Genomic DNA, 13,489 nt, shown 5'->3' with positions numbered 1-13,489 from the left:
AATAGTTATTACATTTATTAAGCATCAATATAAAAAACCACAAGATAAAATCTTGTGGTTTCCTAAAACATACTACTAATTTACTAAAAATATATATTAAAAATTAGCTCTTTTCAACTTGACTAAAATCTAGCTCTACAGGAGTTGAACGTCCAAAAATAGAAACCGATACTTTTAAGCGACTTTTTTCGTAATCAACTTCTTCTACTACACCATTAAAGTCAGCAAATGGACCTTCGTTAACACGAACAAGCTCACCTGGTTCAAATAGTGTTTTAGGGCGTGGTTTATCGCCTATTTGTTGTAAACGATTCATGATAGCATCAACTTCACGTTGGCTAATAGGCGCTGGTCTATCTGAAGTACCACCAATGAATCCCATTGTTCTTGGTACACTTTTTACTAAATGCCAAGTCGCATCATTCATCATCATTTCAACTAGCACATAACCAGGAAAGAATTTACGTTCACTTTTACGACGTTGACCACTTTTCATTTCAACAACTTCTTCAGTGGGCACTAAAACTTCACCAAATGCATCTTCCATATTATGTAATTTGATGTATTCACGTAATGATTGTGCAACCCTCGCTTCATACCCAGAATAAGCTTGAATAACATACCATCGCTTTTGTTGTGTTTCGCTCATATTAACGCCCTATTGATGTTAAATAAAAGATGACTAAACGGAATACAGCATCCATCCCCCAAAGCGCTAAACCAACAAAAAGTGTAATAGCTGCAACAAGTAAAGTTGTTTGTGCTGTTTCTTTACGTGTTGGCCATACAACTTTTCTTAATTCTTTTCTAGATTCTTGTAAAAATAACAAAAACGACTTACCCATGTTTGTTGTAATCGCAATTAACAAAGTTAATAACGAAATTACAACAACTGCAATAATCCGAACGATTGTATTAGGTTGATATATATCATTTGGTTCAGCAAAATAAAAATTTCCCCAAACAACAAACGCAATCAATACTAAAACTAAACACCACTTAAATTTTTCTAGAATAGTATTTGAATCTTGACTCTCGTTACTTACTAGCATATAAAACCCATAATTATGTTATTTATAGTAATATCTATTTTCCAAAATGCTCTTTTATCAAAAACATTTTGCTAAACAGACTAGATAAGAAAGGGCATCTATTGATACCCTTTCTATTGGCTAACACTTAGATTATTTAATAACCCTAGCAACAACACCCGCACCAACAGTACGACCACCTTCACGAATCGCAAAACGTAAACCTTCTGCCATTGCGATTGGGTGAATTAATGATACTGTCATTTTGATGTTATCTCCAGGCATTACCATTTCTACACCTTCTGGTAATTCGATAGTACCAGTTACGTCAGTTGTACGGAAGTAGAACTGTGGACGGTAACCTTTAAAGAATGGAGTATGACGGCCACCTTCATCTTTGCTTAAGATATACACTTCTGATTCGAAATCAGTATGTGGAGTGATTGAACCAGGTTTTGCAAGTACTTGACCACGTTCGATTTCTTCACGTTTTGTACCGCGTAGTAATACACCAACGTTTTCACCTGCACGACCTTCGTCAAGTAATTTACGGAACATTTCAACACCAGTACAAGTTGTTTTAGTGGTTGGTTTGATACCAACGATTTCAACTTCTTCACCAACTTTGATAACACCGCGTTCAACACGACCTGTTACTACTGTACCACGTCCTGAGATTGAGAATACATCTTCGATTGGTAATAAGAATGGTTTATCAATGTCACGCTCTGGCTCTGGGATATAGCTGTCTAACGCTTCTGCTAATTCAACAATTTTGTCTTCCCACTCTGCAACGCCGTTTAACGCTTGTAATGCAGAGCCACGAATTACTGGTGTATCGTCACCTGGGAAGTCGTATTGAGATAGAAGTTCACGTACTTCCATTTCAACTAATTCTAATAACTCTTCATCATCAACCATATCACATTTGTTTAAGAATACGATGATGTAAGGAACGCCTACTTGACGACCTAAAAGAATGTGTTCACGAGTTTGTGGCATAGGACCATCTGTTGCTGCGACTACTAAGATAGCACCGTCCATTTGTGCCGCACCAGTGATCATGTTTTTAACATAGTCAGCATGGCCTGGGCAGTCTACGTGGGCATAGTGACGAGTTGGTGTATCGTATTCAACGTGTGAAGTGTTGATGGTGATACCACGTGCTTTTTCTTCTGGTGCGTTATCGATTTGATCGAATGCACGAGCTTGACCGCCGTATTTTTTAGCAAGTACAGAAGTAATTGCAGCAGTTAAAGTTGTTTTACCGTGGTCAACGTGGCCGATTGTACCAACGTTAACGTGGGGTTTTGTACGTTCAAATTTTTCTTTAGACATTTATCGTCCCTCAAATGTAATACAAATCGGTGGTGAATCACCACATTAACCAAGTATCATATTTAATATCAACATAATACTAACTTAAAATTAGCTCTGAATGATAACAGATAAAGTTACCTAGTGACAAGCTATAAAGCAGGCAAATTTGATATTTTTAGAAGTTTAGGAGATTAACAAGAATGGTGCTGATAGGCAGATTTGAACTGCCGACCTCACCCTTACCAAGGGTGCGCTCTACCAACTGAGCTATATCAGCAATTGGAGCGGGCAGCGGGAATCGAACCCGCATCATCAGCTTGGAAGGCTGAGGTAATAGCCATTATACGATGCCCGCATGTTCAAACTCGGCTACCTAAATGCTTCAATTAGCTATTGCTAATATTAGATGATGGTGGTGGGGGAAGGATTCGAACCTTCGAAGTGTGACACGGCAGATTTACAGTCTGCTCCCTTTGGCCGCTCGGGAACCCCACCCCGAATCTTTATAAATTTGTCTACTTAGGAAAATGGTGCCGGCTGCCGGAATCGAACTGGCGACCTACTGATTACAAGTCAGTTGCTCTACCTACTGAGCTAAGCCGGCCTAAGTGCTGCGCATTATGAACTAGAACATTTAACCTTGCAAGCAAAAAAAACAAATTTTATTTTGTTTGCTTAAAAATAAATCAAAAACATAAAAAAACCCGAAATTTATGCTTATTTCGGGTTTTATTTAGTTCAAAATAAACTTATGTTATTTCTTTTTAATTACATTTTTTTTGTTGTTCCTGTACCTTTAGCCGCTGTTTGTACCGCTACATCTTCGCTAATATCACCTTTGTCTTGATATGCACGACCATAATAAGTATCAAGAAGGATCTGTTTTAGCTCCGCAATTAGAGGATAACGAGGGTTTGCACCTGTACATTGGTCATCAAAGGCATCAACTGCAAGCTGATCGACTTGGGCCAAGAAAGTTTTTTCATCGACACCAAATTCTTTAATAGAAAATGGAATATCAAGATCTTTTCTAAGTTGATCTAACCAACCAATTAATTTCTCGACTTTCTTCTCATCATTATCCGTAGCTGCGGTTAGACCTAAATGATCAGCAATTTCGGCATAACGGCTAACTGCTTTAGGATAACCATATTGGCTAAACGTACCTTGTTTAGTTGGTTTGTCGGTTGCATTAAAACGCACAACATTACTAATTAACATCGCATTAGCAACACCATGAGGAATATGGAATGCTGCACCAATTTTATGAGCTATTGAGTGACAAACGCCAAGGAATGCTTGAGCAAAAGCAACACCTGCTAACGTTGCTGCACTATGCACTTTTTCTCGAGCAATAGGATTTTTAGCCCCTTCTCTATAACTTGCTGGTAAATAAGCTTTAAGTATGCTTAGCGCTTGTAGCGCTTGCCCATCAGAAAACTCACTTGCCATAACTGATACGTAAGCTTCTAAAGCATGCGTTACAGCATCATAGCCTCCAGCAGCACAAAGTGAGCGAGGCATATTCATCACTAAGTTTGCATCAACTATTGCCATATTAGGCGTAATAGCATAATCCGCTAATGGATATTTTTGACCTGTTGCATCATCAGTAACAACGGCAAATGGAGTTACTTCAGAGCCTGTACCTGATGTGGTTGTTACACAAATTAATTTTGCTTTTTGCCCCATATTTGGGAAGTGGCAAGCACGTTTACGAATATCCATAAAACGTAATGCTAGCTCTTCGAATTTAGTTTCAGGGTGCTCATATAAAACCCACATGATTTTTGCAGCATCCATTGGTGAACCACCACCTAACGCAATAATTGTATCTGGTTGGAATGCTTGCATTGAATCAGTACCCTTACGCACGACACTTAATGTTGGATCTGCTTCAACATCAAAGAAAGTTTCACAAATAACACCTTGTGCTTCTAATTGATCAGTGATTTGTTTTGAGTAACCGTTATTAAATAGGAATTTATCTGTTACCAAAAATACACGTTTTGCACCTTGCTCAACCACTTCACTTAAAGCTACTGGTAGTGAGCCACGTTTAAAATAGATAGAACTTGGTAGTTTGTGCCATAACATATTTTCTGCTCTCTTAGCGATTGTTTTCTTATTGATTAAGTGCTTCGGTCCAACATTTTCAGATACCGAGTTCCCCCCCCAAGAGCCACATCCTAATGTTAAAGATGGCGCTAAATCAAAATTATATAAATCACCAATACCACCATGAGCCGCTGGTTGATTTATTAAAATACGGCAAGTTTTCATTTTACTACCAAAATAAGCAATACGTTCACGATTGCTATCTTGATCAGTATAAAGGACTGAAGTGTGCCCCATTCCACCCATTTCAACCAATTTTTCTGCTTTATCAACAGCTTCAGAGAAATCTTTAGCCTTGAACATAGCAAGCGTTGGAGAAAGTTTTTCGTGGGCAAACGGTTCAGATAAATCAACTTTACTTACTTCGCCAACAAGTACTTTCGAACCAGCTGGAACTTTAAGACCAGCCATTTCAGCAATTTTAGTTGCTGGCTGACCAACAATATTGGCATTTAAGGCGCCTTTGTCGTTTAAAATAATACCTTGTACTGCTTTAGTTTCTTTAGCATTTAAGACATATGCACCATATTGAGTTAATAAACGACGTACTTCATCATAAACAGAATCAACAACAACAATTGCTTGTTCTGATGCACAGATCATCCCGTTATCAAATGTCTTAGACATAAGTACTGAGGCAACAGCACGTTTCAAATCAGCTGTTTCATCTATAACAACCGGTGTATTACCTGCACCAACACCTAACGCAGGTTTACCTGAACTATAAGCAGCTTTTACCATGCCTGGTCCACCGGTTGCTAAAATAGCAGACACATCATCGTGGTGCATTAATCCATTTGATAATTCGATAGATGGCTCATCAATCCAACCAATAATATCTTTTGGTGCGCCAGCTTTAATTGCGGCATCTAATACAATTTGAGCAGCTTCAATAGTTGATTTTTTAGCTCGAGGATGTGGAGAGAAGACAATTGCATTGCGAGTTTTTAAGCTAATTAATGATTTAAAAATCGCAGTTGAAGTTGGGTTAGTTGTTGGAACAATTCCACAAATAATACCAAGTGGCTCTGCTATAGTAATAGTACCGAATGGTTCATTTTCAGCAACGACTCCACAAGTCTTATCGTGACGATATTTATTTAAAATATACTCAGCGGCAAAAAGGTTTTTTATGACCTTATCTTCGACAATTCCCATTCCTGACTCTGCAACAGCTTGTTGCGCAAGTGGAATACGTGCCGCAGCGGCGGCTGTCGCAGCGGCTACAAAGATTTTGTCGACTTGTTCTTGAGTATAAGTTGAATAAGTCTCCTGTGCTTTTTTGACTCGAGCCATTAACTCATTTAACTCATTCATGTTAGTTACTGCCATAGATTTCTCCTTGAAATTAAAAAATAAATCTGGATCGTTTGGCGTCTTCCTTGAAACTATTTAATGCTTAAGCATAATGACAAAACGAAATTGACGTTATCGTAAATCAGATTTTTACTTTATACAATAATATATTGAATAAAAAAAAGCATGTTGCTAAAAGTGACTAATTTTTTTATGCATTTAATCAGTAAAAAAGAAATAGATATAAAACAAAAGGCAACCACTTCTACTCAAAAGTGGTTATCATTAATGGAATTTGTTATGGAAGAAAAAAGACTAGTTTTTAAAATTATGTGTTACACAATTTATTTAACACATAACTAACCGCCACAAACCCAAAAGTAGCTGTAACTGTTGTAATTGCGCCAAACCCTGACTCACAGTCCATTTTTTTTGGTCCATCTGCTTCGCTTTTTGTTAAACATACTTTTCCATTTTTAGAAGGATACGTTAATTGCTCAGTCGAAAACACACAAGGAATGCCGTATTTACCTTTACTATCTTTATTTAATTTATAATTATGTTTTAGTTTCTCTCGTAACTTCGCTACCAATGGATCTTGAATTGTCTTGGCTAAATCAGCAATTTTAATTTGGGTTGGATCTTTTTGCCCACCAGCTCCACCAATGGTAATGACTTTCAATTTTTGTCGCTTACAATATGCAAGCACAGCCGCTTTATCGTGTACACTATCAATTGATTCAATAATATAGTGATAACGTGGTGATTGCTTTGTTCCTAAATATTCGCCAACATTATCCACATTAATAAAATCATCAATTTCATTCACGATACATTCAGGATTAATTTGTAAAATACGTTCAGCCATAACCGAGGTTTTAGGTTTGCCAATATTGGATTTTAAAGCATGAATTTGGCGATTTGTATTTGTTACACAAACATCATCCATATCAATTAAGGTAATTTGACCTATACCGCTACGCACTAGCGATTCAGCAACCCAAGAACCTACACCACCGATACCAATTACACAAATATGCGCTTGCGAAAAACATTGCAAAGCCGACTCACCATAAAGCCTAGCTATACCACTAAAACGTTGAAAGTAAGATTCTTTATTCATCAATAATTAATAATAGTGTTTTATACTAAAACACCTACTCTCCTGAAATTTTTTTACAAATTATAACTGTAATATTCTTTATATAAAGAACTTATCAATAAGTATTAGAGATATTATACCTTTCACGAATAAAAAACCAACTTCCTAACTCTTATAAAAATCATCTGCATCATCCCGATGATGAACAATCATTAGGATATTATTTATCATTAATTGTATTAGTTTTAATTATTAGCTTTCCCTACAATTTGCCATTTTACACCAAGAAATTGTACCTTGTGCTTGAGCAAAGTAGATAAAGGGTCTAATAACCTGTATCAGGTCGTAATATCCTCGTGCTTAGTCAGCGTCGAACAAAATAAGGCTATATTAAAATGGTTAACAATTTAAAAAATAGATTGAACATACCTATTTTTTAGACTAAAACAAAATTGTTATACGCTAGATACTAAACTCTTAACAGTATATGATATTACAAATTTTCAATGTTAATTTAAATAAATTATTGGAGTTTTAATTTTTTATGAAAGAATATAAGGTAGTTATTTATCAAGAAAACGCTTTTTCTTCATTTCTTTTTGGAGCAGCTAATGTTAATCCTGTTAGATTTACCGAGTTGTTAAATAGAAATGCTGAAGCTGGCTGGCGCGTAGTAACTATGGAAAGAGAAATACGCCGCTTGTTCTTATTCTGGAATCGAGAAGCTCACATTGTTATCCTTGAGCGTGACCGTATTTAAACAATCCCAAAAGAATTTTTATTAAAATAATCCATTACAGCTAATAATATTTTAAATTAATAGTTGTAAGGTTGGAAATCAATATGCTCATTAGGGCATATTATTTCTACTAAATAAGATAAACTCAAACTGGCTAATTGCTAAATTCAGTAAATTAGAAGTATTAATTCTTTGTTAAAAAGTTTCAGGAAACACTATGTTTCAGTATAAAATAGGCAACTTTAGGATTTATGCTGTAATTTTTGCTCTGCTAGAGCCAAAAAAACAATACCTATAATGATAGATAATCCACCAAGTATGCGTGTCAATGTAATTTGCTCATCAAAAACAATAACCGAAACCAACATTACTGTAACCACCTGTAAATGAGAAGCGGCAAAAGCTGGACCCACTGGGGCTTTTTTTAATAATACCATCCAAGTGACAAATGCCCCTGTATAGCCAAGTATGACTAAATAAGCCCAACCATAAGAAAAAATACGAATTAACCAATCAATACTTATTTCAAATGGCATAGCTGATATTGCAGTTAATTTAAAGCTTGTTTGCCCAAAAGTGTCAAAAAATAATAGTAAAATAAATCCAATAATATACAATTTTTTCATTACGTAAGCCCCACTAAAACTACGCCAGTAGTAATAAAAAATATACCAATGATACGGAATAAAGTAAGGTGCTCTTGAAATAAAACACGCCCAGCTAACATAACAGTAATGATATTAAATGATCCGAGTAAAATACCTTGCGATAAAGGCACTTTACTTAAAAACGCTAGCCAAAAAATAAAGCCAATAAAATATGCACAAAACCCCAACCAAAGCCAAAAATTACTAAATAATTTTTGCCAATAACGTAAACCTTGCTTATTTTTTGAAGTAATTGCGGCATACTTAAATGCAATTTGCCCAACAGTATCGCAGGTAATATTAATTAACCAAAGAACAACAATTAAGGTTGACACTGCTGGCAAAATCCGTGTATTTCAAGCACACTATGTTTGATTAAAAAATCACTTTGTTGTGCTAACTGTTTAAATTGATGTTCAATATCTTGTGAATGCTTTTCAATGATTTGTTGACATTTATCGCAAATAAATAAAATTGAAATATGTTCAGGGTCTTGAAAATGTGGACAAATAATATAGCTATTAGAAGATTCTACTTTATGGATAAAACCTTGTTCAAGTAAGAATTCAAGTGCACGATAAATTGTTGGAGGTTTAGCTTGTGGTTCGCTTACTTTGAGAAGATCTAAAAGATCATATGCACTCATTGCTTTATTTGCCGTTAACATAATATCTAAAACTGTTCGACGTTGCGTTGTCAGTTTAATACCACGTTTTTTGCATAAAGTTTCAATCTTTTCAATTAATAGATTATGCATTTAATATCCTTTGCCTTTACCCATAATTTTTTTGTGCAGCTTTTCTTCGTCTTATTTCTTTAGGATCATTGATTAAAGGTCGATATATTTCAATACGATCGCCATTTTTAACCAACTCATTAAGATCACAACGTTTTCCATAGATGCCAATTAAATGTTCATCTAGTTTAATCTGACATAACGATAAGATATTGGATTTTATAATTGCTTGCAAGACATTCGTTTGCTCATCAACATTACAATTAATTACTGTTGGATTATTCGGTAAAGCATAAACAACTTGGATATTGATCATTTTAATAAATCTGCCTTGCTCTTTTTGAAAACGCATTAACCATACTGGTCATGATTTCTTTAAATACAGGGGTAAAAGTCATATCTAATAATTTATTTTTGAACTCAAAATCTAAATTGAAACTAACTTTACTTTGGTTTTCAGTAATTGTAACAAATTGCCACCGACCCGATAATTGTTTAAATGGACCTTCTAAAAGAGTTATATCAATTGAGTTAGGTTCATTAACTCTATTTAATGTGGTAAAAGATTTTTTAAAACCGAACTTCTCAACCTTAATAAAGGCAGTCATAATATTATCTTGTTTTCTAATAATACCGGATGCGATACAATCGGGAATAAATTCTGGATATTTTTCTATATCATTAACTAAAGCAAACATTTGCTCAATTGAGTAGGGCTCAATAACTTCGTGAAAAACATGCGCCATAATAATAAAATAAAAAGTGAAAATTAGTAGCATATAGTATCATGTAACTCTATAATAACGCACATTATGACTAAGAAAAAATCACACAAGCCGGGATCGGCAACTATTGCATTAAATAAACGCGCACGTCATGAGTACTTTATTGAAGAGGAAATTGAGGCGGGATTATCCCTACAAGGTTGGGAAGTAAAATCACTCCGTGCAGGTAAAGCAAATATTAGTGATAGCTATGTTTTACTTAAAGATGGTGAAGCATGGTTATTTGGTGCAACTATTACACCGTTAAATGTTGCTTCAACGCATGTTATTTGTGAACCGATGCGCAATCGTAAGTTACTGCTAAATGAGCGTGAGCTTAACTCATTATTTGGTCAGATCAACCGCCAAGGCTATACGGTTGTTGCCCTTTCGTTATATTGGAAAAACGCATGGGCAAAAATAAAAATTGGTGTTGCCAAAGGTAAAAAAGAATACGATAAACGTACAGATATTAAAGAACGCCAATGGCAAGTTGATAAAGCACGTATTATGAAAAACGCAAATCGGTAATGTTTTGATTCACTCCGTAAAACATAACGCTAGCAGTGGGTACAGATTCAATTTTTGGTTCAATTAGATTTGCTAGCACTATCTTTTTTAGTACACTCTAAATCTACAATACGCTAACGTTGATCATCAACAGTTACGCCGGCTGGCGGGATAAATTTAAATTTGTCTAATGCGACTTTACCTAGTGTTTGTCGAGACAAGTCATAAAAACTACGTTGACCATCTTCTTCTATAATAGTAAAGTTAGAAATCATACCTGTAGCTAATACCGAAATAACAAAGTCTTGATTAGAACCATCTGTTGGTTTTAAGGTAAACGAATCTTGTTTTCGAGTCACATTATAAACATTCCAAATGGGGTTATGACTGTCAGTTATCAGTAGCATTAATCGGTTATCAATCGCTTTTTTCAAGTCCATTACACTAACTTGTTGAACTGCTGGTGTGTATACCCACATATTCTTTCCATCAGAAATAATTGAGGTTTCATCTGGTTCATTCATCGTCCAATTAAAATAGTAAGGTCTACTAACCCATAAGTCGCCTTTACCTTCTTGTACTTGTTGATTATCGGCCGTTTTCACATCTTGCGAAAACCTTGCATAAAATCCGTCAATTTTATCTAAACGTTGTTGTAATACTTCTTTATCGCTAGCCCATACTGATAAACTAACTAATGCTCCAATTAAAAGTAAAAACTTTTTCATAACTAATCCTTATGTATTTATTCTATAAAAATATGTTAAATATATTTTGATTACTATATAAGATCGAAATATTACCGTTTTTATTCTACTGGGGAAAGATATTTTCTTTTCTTTTTTCACTTAGTGAACAACAAGTATATAATAGATTTTATTTATAAATGCGGATAAATACCTGCCATGCCGAGTATGTCTTTTGAATTTACTACTGATGAATTTAAACCATTAGCAGCTAGAATGCGCCCACGTAATCTAACTGAATATATAGGTCAATCTCATCTATTAGGTAAAGATAAACCACTGCCCAAAGCGATTGAAACAGGGAATTTACACTCAATGATCCTTTGGGGGCCGCCAGGCACGGGCAAAACAACTTTAGCTGAAATTATTGCTCATCATGCTAATGCTAAAGTTGAACGAGTTTCTGCCGTTACATCTGGCATAAAAGATATTCGTGAAGCAATTGAACGATCTAAAATTAATCAGCAAGCTGGGATCCGCACTATATTATTTGTTGACGAAGTTCATCGTTTTAATAAAAGTCAACAAGATGCGTTTTTGCCTTATGTCGAAAGTGGTACTGTTACGTTTATTGGAGCAACAACTGAAAATCCATCATTTGAATTAAATTCTGCGTTATTATCTCGTGCAAGAGTTTATTTGCTCAAATCACTAACCAACCATGACATTGAGCAAATTTTACAGCAGGCAATGGACGATCCTAACCGTGGTTATGGTAATAAAAACATCAATCTACCTGAAGAAACGAAAAAACAAATTGCAGAATTCGTCGGTGGCGATGCAAGGCGAGCACTCAATACTCTTGAACTATTAATTGACATGTCAGATGGGCATGAACTTACACCTGATTTACTCAAAGAAGTTATGGGAGAACGTAGCGCTAGATTCGATAATCAAGGCGATCGTTTTTATGATTTAATTTCCGCGGTACACAAATCAATACGCGGTTCCGCACCTGATGCCGCTCTTTATTGGTATGCAAGAATTATCTCAGCTGGGGGGGATCCACTTTATGTTGCACGTCGATTATTAGCCATTGCCTCGGAAGATGTTGGTAATGCCGATCCTAGAGCTATGCAAGTAGCGCTTGCTGCATGGGACTGCTTTACAAGAGTTGGTCCTGCTGAAGGTGAACGTGCAATTGCACAAGCAATCATCTATCTTGCTTGTGCGCCAAAAAGTAATGCGGTTTACCTTGCATTTAAACAAGCAATAACCGATGCTGAATCAAAACCTGATTACGATGTTCCTGAGCATTTACGCAACGCTCCAACAAGCTTAATGAAAAAATTAGGTTATGGAGCTGAGTATCGTTACGCCCACAATGAACCCAACGCTTTGGCAGCAGGTGAAAATTACTTTCCACCAGAAATGGCTAATACAAAATATTACCACCCAACAACTCGTGGTACTGAAAAAAATTATGCTGAAAAATTAGCATGGATAGAAGAACAAAACCTCTCAAGCTCTATTCAACGTTATAAGTCTAAAAAATAGGGCTGTGGTTATTTTTATAAAATATTTTATTTGTTAAAACGTATAATAAACATCGGATAAACTAGAAATACACTGCAAATAATTTTCTGTAGAAAGCAAAAAGCCCAGCATTACTGCTGGGCTCTATATATAAAAGTCTGGCGGCACCCTACTCTCACATGGGTAATACCCACACTACCATCGGCACTACGGCGTTTCACTTCTGAGTTCGGCATGGGGTCAGGTGGGACCACCGCGCTATTACCGCCAGACATATTCTGTTCTCTCTTTCTTAATTGCTGTCCATTATCTCATATCAACAACAATCACTCAATTCGGAACAAACTGTTTTTTCAATCTCTATTCTCTTTTCGATGATTTTCTCATCTAGGAATAACTTCTGCGTAACCCAAAACAACTCCGAGTTGTAAGGTTAAGACTCTCGGTTCATTAGTATCAGTTAGCTCAATGTATCACTACACTTACACACCTGACCTATCTACGTCTTAGTCTCAAACGGACCTTACTGAATCTCTTCAGGGAAAACTCATCTCGAGGCTAGTTTCGTGCTTAGATGCTTTCAGCACTTATCTATTCCGCACGTAGCTACCGGGCAATGCAATTGGCATCACAACCCGAACACCAGCGGTGCGTTCACTTCGGTCCTCTCGTACTAGAAGCAAACCCTCTCAATTTTCCTACGCCCATGGCAGATAGGGACCGAACTGTCTCACGACGTTCTAAACCCAGCTCGCGTACCACTTTAAACGGCGAACAGCCGTACCCTTGGGACCTACTTCAGCCCCAGGATGTGATGAGCCGACATCGAGGTGCCAAACACCGCCGTCGATATGAACTCTTGGGCGGTATCAGCCTGTTATCCCCGGAGTACCTTTTATCCGTTGAGCGATGGCCCTTCCATTCAGAACCACCGGATCACTATGACCTACTTTCGTACCTGCTCGAGCCGTCACTCTCGCAGTCAAGCTAGCTTTTGCCATTGC

Annotated in this window: 14 protein-coding genes, 4 tRNA genes and 2 rRNA genes; 3 read left to right on the top strand and 17 right to left on the bottom strand. The window is 36.3% G+C overall.

Translation table 11 applies throughout. From position 1 onward, the window contains the following. Positions 1 to 103: 103 nt before the first annotated feature. The 9 genes from nusG to tcdA form a co-directional block, all read right to left on the bottom strand. Positions 104 to 649 (bottom strand): transcription termination/antitermination protein NusG, encoded by a 546-nt coding sequence (gene nusG, locus A9G25_RS11130; RefSeq protein ID WP_034913625.1) that lies wholly within the window; start codon positions 647 to 649, stop codon positions 104 to 106. Position 650: 1 nt separating this feature from the next. Beyond that, the gene (secE, locus tag A9G25_RS11125) at positions 651 to 1,052 is read right to left on the bottom strand and encodes a preprotein translocase subunit SecE (protein ID WP_065626978.1); all 402 of its coding nucleotides are present in this window, start codon (positions 1,050 to 1,052) and stop codon (positions 651 to 653) included. Between the two features lie 132 nt (positions 1,053 to 1,184). After that, a complete protein-coding gene (gene tuf / locus A9G25_RS11120) occupies positions 1,185 to 2,369 on the bottom strand; it encodes an elongation factor Tu (RefSeq protein ID WP_065626385.1) in 1,185 nt (394 codons plus the stop codon). 183 nt (positions 2,370 to 2,552) lie between these two features. Beyond that, positions 2,553 to 2,628 (bottom strand) — tRNA-Thr (locus tag A9G25_RS11115). Positions 2,629 to 2,631: 3 nt separating this feature from the next. Then, positions 2,632 to 2,706, bottom strand: a tRNA-Gly gene (locus tag A9G25_RS11110). A gap of 55 nt (positions 2,707 to 2,761) precedes the next feature. Further along, positions 2,762 to 2,846, bottom strand: a tRNA-Tyr gene (locus A9G25_RS11105). Between the two features lie 33 nt (positions 2,847 to 2,879). Continuing rightward, positions 2,880 to 2,955 (bottom strand) — tRNA-Thr (locus tag A9G25_RS11100). 164 nt (positions 2,956 to 3,119) lie between these two features. Continuing rightward, a complete protein-coding gene (gene adhE / locus A9G25_RS11095; RefSeq protein ID WP_065626977.1) occupies positions 3,120 to 5,801 on the bottom strand; it encodes a bifunctional acetaldehyde-CoA/alcohol dehydrogenase in 2,682 nt (893 codons plus the stop codon). A 292-nt stretch (positions 5,802 to 6,093) separates the two neighbouring features. Then, complete coding sequence (gene tcdA / locus A9G25_RS11090) at positions 6,094 to 6,888, bottom strand: tRNA cyclic N6-threonylcarbamoyladenosine(37) synthase TcdA (protein WP_065626976.1); 795 nt, start codon at positions 6,886 to 6,888, stop codon at positions 6,094 to 6,096. 523 nt (positions 6,889 to 7,411) lie between these two features. On the opposite strand from tcdA, the gene A9G25_RS11085 reads away from it, so the two are divergent. Next, on the top strand, positions 7,412 to 7,627 hold the full coding sequence (locus A9G25_RS11085) for a DUF4177 domain-containing protein (RefSeq protein WP_065626975.1): 216 nt from the start codon (positions 7,412 to 7,414) through the stop codon (positions 7,625 to 7,627). A gap of 221 nt (positions 7,628 to 7,848) precedes the next feature. Here A9G25_RS11085 and A9G25_RS11080 read toward each other — a convergent pair whose 3' ends face one another. Genes A9G25_RS11080 through A9G25_RS11060 form a run of 5 tightly spaced genes read right to left on the bottom strand, consistent with a single transcriptional unit; the run spans position 7,849 to position 9,768 of the window. Beyond that, positions 7,849 to 8,232 carry a DMT family transporter gene (locus A9G25_RS11080; RefSeq protein WP_065626974.1) on the bottom strand — a complete coding sequence of 128 codons (384 nt, stop codon included), beginning with the start codon at positions 8,230 to 8,232 and terminating at the stop codon, positions 7,849 to 7,851. Continuing rightward, positions 8,232 to 8,588, bottom strand: a complete 357-nt coding sequence (locus A9G25_RS11075) for an EamA family transporter (protein ID WP_065626973.1) — start codon at positions 8,586 to 8,588, stop codon at positions 8,232 to 8,234. The genes A9G25_RS11080 and A9G25_RS11075 overlap by 1 nt, the downstream gene beginning before the upstream one ends. Next, a complete protein-coding gene (zur, locus tag A9G25_RS11070; RefSeq protein WP_065590506.1) occupies positions 8,576 to 9,010 on the bottom strand; it encodes a zinc uptake transcriptional repressor Zur in 435 nt (144 codons plus the stop codon). The genes A9G25_RS11075 and zur overlap by 13 nt, the downstream gene beginning before the upstream one ends. Before the next feature lie 16 nt (positions 9,011 to 9,026). Further along, on the bottom strand, positions 9,027 to 9,305 hold the full coding sequence (locus A9G25_RS11065) for an RnfH family protein (RefSeq protein ID WP_065626972.1): 279 nt from the start codon (positions 9,303 to 9,305) through the stop codon (positions 9,027 to 9,029). Between the two features lies 1 nt (position 9,306). Next, positions 9,307 to 9,768: a type II toxin-antitoxin system RatA family toxin gene (locus A9G25_RS11060; protein WP_081297249.1), complete on the bottom strand. Its 462-nt coding sequence runs from the start codon at positions 9,766 to 9,768 to the stop codon at positions 9,307 to 9,309. A 33-nt stretch (positions 9,769 to 9,801) separates the two neighbouring features. Between A9G25_RS11060 and smpB the strand changes: the two genes are divergently transcribed. Next, a complete protein-coding gene (smpB, locus tag A9G25_RS11055) occupies positions 9,802 to 10,284 on the top strand; it encodes an SsrA-binding protein SmpB (RefSeq protein ID WP_065626971.1) in 483 nt (160 codons plus the stop codon). 113 nt (positions 10,285 to 10,397) lie between these two features. Here the strand turns inward: smpB and lolA are convergent, their stop codons facing one another. Continuing rightward, positions 10,398 to 10,991 (bottom strand): outer membrane lipoprotein chaperone LolA, encoded by a 594-nt coding sequence (gene lolA, locus A9G25_RS11050; protein WP_065626970.1) that lies wholly within the window; start codon positions 10,989 to 10,991, stop codon positions 10,398 to 10,400. A 177-nt stretch (positions 10,992 to 11,168) separates the two neighbouring features. Between lolA and A9G25_RS11045 the strand changes: the two genes are divergently transcribed. Next, entirely contained in the window at positions 11,169 to 12,506 is a 1,338-nt protein-coding gene (locus tag A9G25_RS11045) for a replication-associated recombination protein A (RefSeq protein ID WP_065626969.1), read from the top strand. Positions 12,507 to 12,641: 135 nt separating this feature from the next. Here A9G25_RS11045 and rrf read toward each other — a convergent pair. Further along, positions 12,642 to 12,757, bottom strand: a 5S ribosomal RNA gene (gene rrf / locus A9G25_RS11040). Between the two features lie 157 nt (positions 12,758 to 12,914). Further along, positions 12,915 to 13,489, bottom strand: a 23S ribosomal RNA gene (locus A9G25_RS11035); the annotation flags it as partial.

It is taken from the genome of Gilliamella sp. Bif1-4 (assembly GCF_001690535.1).
In the GTDB taxonomy this organism is placed as follows: domain Bacteria; phylum Pseudomonadota; class Gammaproteobacteria; order Enterobacterales; family Orbaceae; genus Gilliamella; species Gilliamella bombi.
Note: the sequence above shows the minus strand (reverse complement) of the source record. Positions and strands in the feature narration are given on the sequence as shown.

Coding starts and splice junctions, on each gene's coding strand:
- tuf (WP_065626385.1), bottom strand. CDS start 2,369: ATGTCTAAAGAAAAATTTGAACGTACAAAACCCCACGTTAACGTTGGT.
- A9G25_RS11080 (WP_065626974.1), bottom strand. CDS start 8,232: ATGAAAAAATTGTATATTATTGGATTTATTTTACTATTATTTTTTGAC.
- zur (WP_065590506.1), bottom strand. CDS start 9,010: ATGCATAATCTATTAATTGAAAAGATTGAAACTTTATGCAAAAAACGT.
- adhE (WP_065626977.1), bottom strand. CDS start 5,801: ATGGCAGTAACTAACATGAATGAGTTAAATGAGTTAATGGCTCGAGTC.
- A9G25_RS11085 (WP_065626975.1), top strand. CDS start 7,412: ATGAAAGAATATAAGGTAGTTATTTATCAAGAAAACGCTTTTTCTTCA.
- secE (WP_065626978.1), bottom strand. CDS start 1,052: ATGCTAGTAAGTAACGAGAGTCAAGATTCAAATACTATTCTAGAAAAA.
- nusG (WP_034913625.1), bottom strand. CDS start 649: ATGAGCGAAACACAACAAAAGCGATGGTATGTTATTCAAGCTTATTCT.
- A9G25_RS11045 (WP_065626969.1), top strand. CDS start 11,169: ATGCCGAGTATGTCTTTTGAATTTACTACTGATGAATTTAAACCATTA.
- A9G25_RS11065 (WP_065626972.1), bottom strand. CDS start 9,305: ATGATCAATATCCAAGTTGTTTATGCTTTACCGAATAATCCAACAGTA.
- tcdA (WP_065626976.1), bottom strand. CDS start 6,888: ATGAATAAAGAATCTTACTTTCAACGTTTTAGTGGTATAGCTAGGCTT.
- lolA (WP_065626970.1), bottom strand. CDS start 10,991: ATGAAAAAGTTTTTACTTTTAATTGGAGCATTAGTTAGTTTATCAGTA.
- A9G25_RS11060 (WP_081297249.1), bottom strand. CDS start 9,768: ATGCTACTAATTTTCACTTTTTATTTTATTATTATGGCGCATGTTTTT.
- smpB (WP_065626971.1), top strand. CDS start 9,802: ATGACTAAGAAAAAATCACACAAGCCGGGATCGGCAACTATTGCATTA.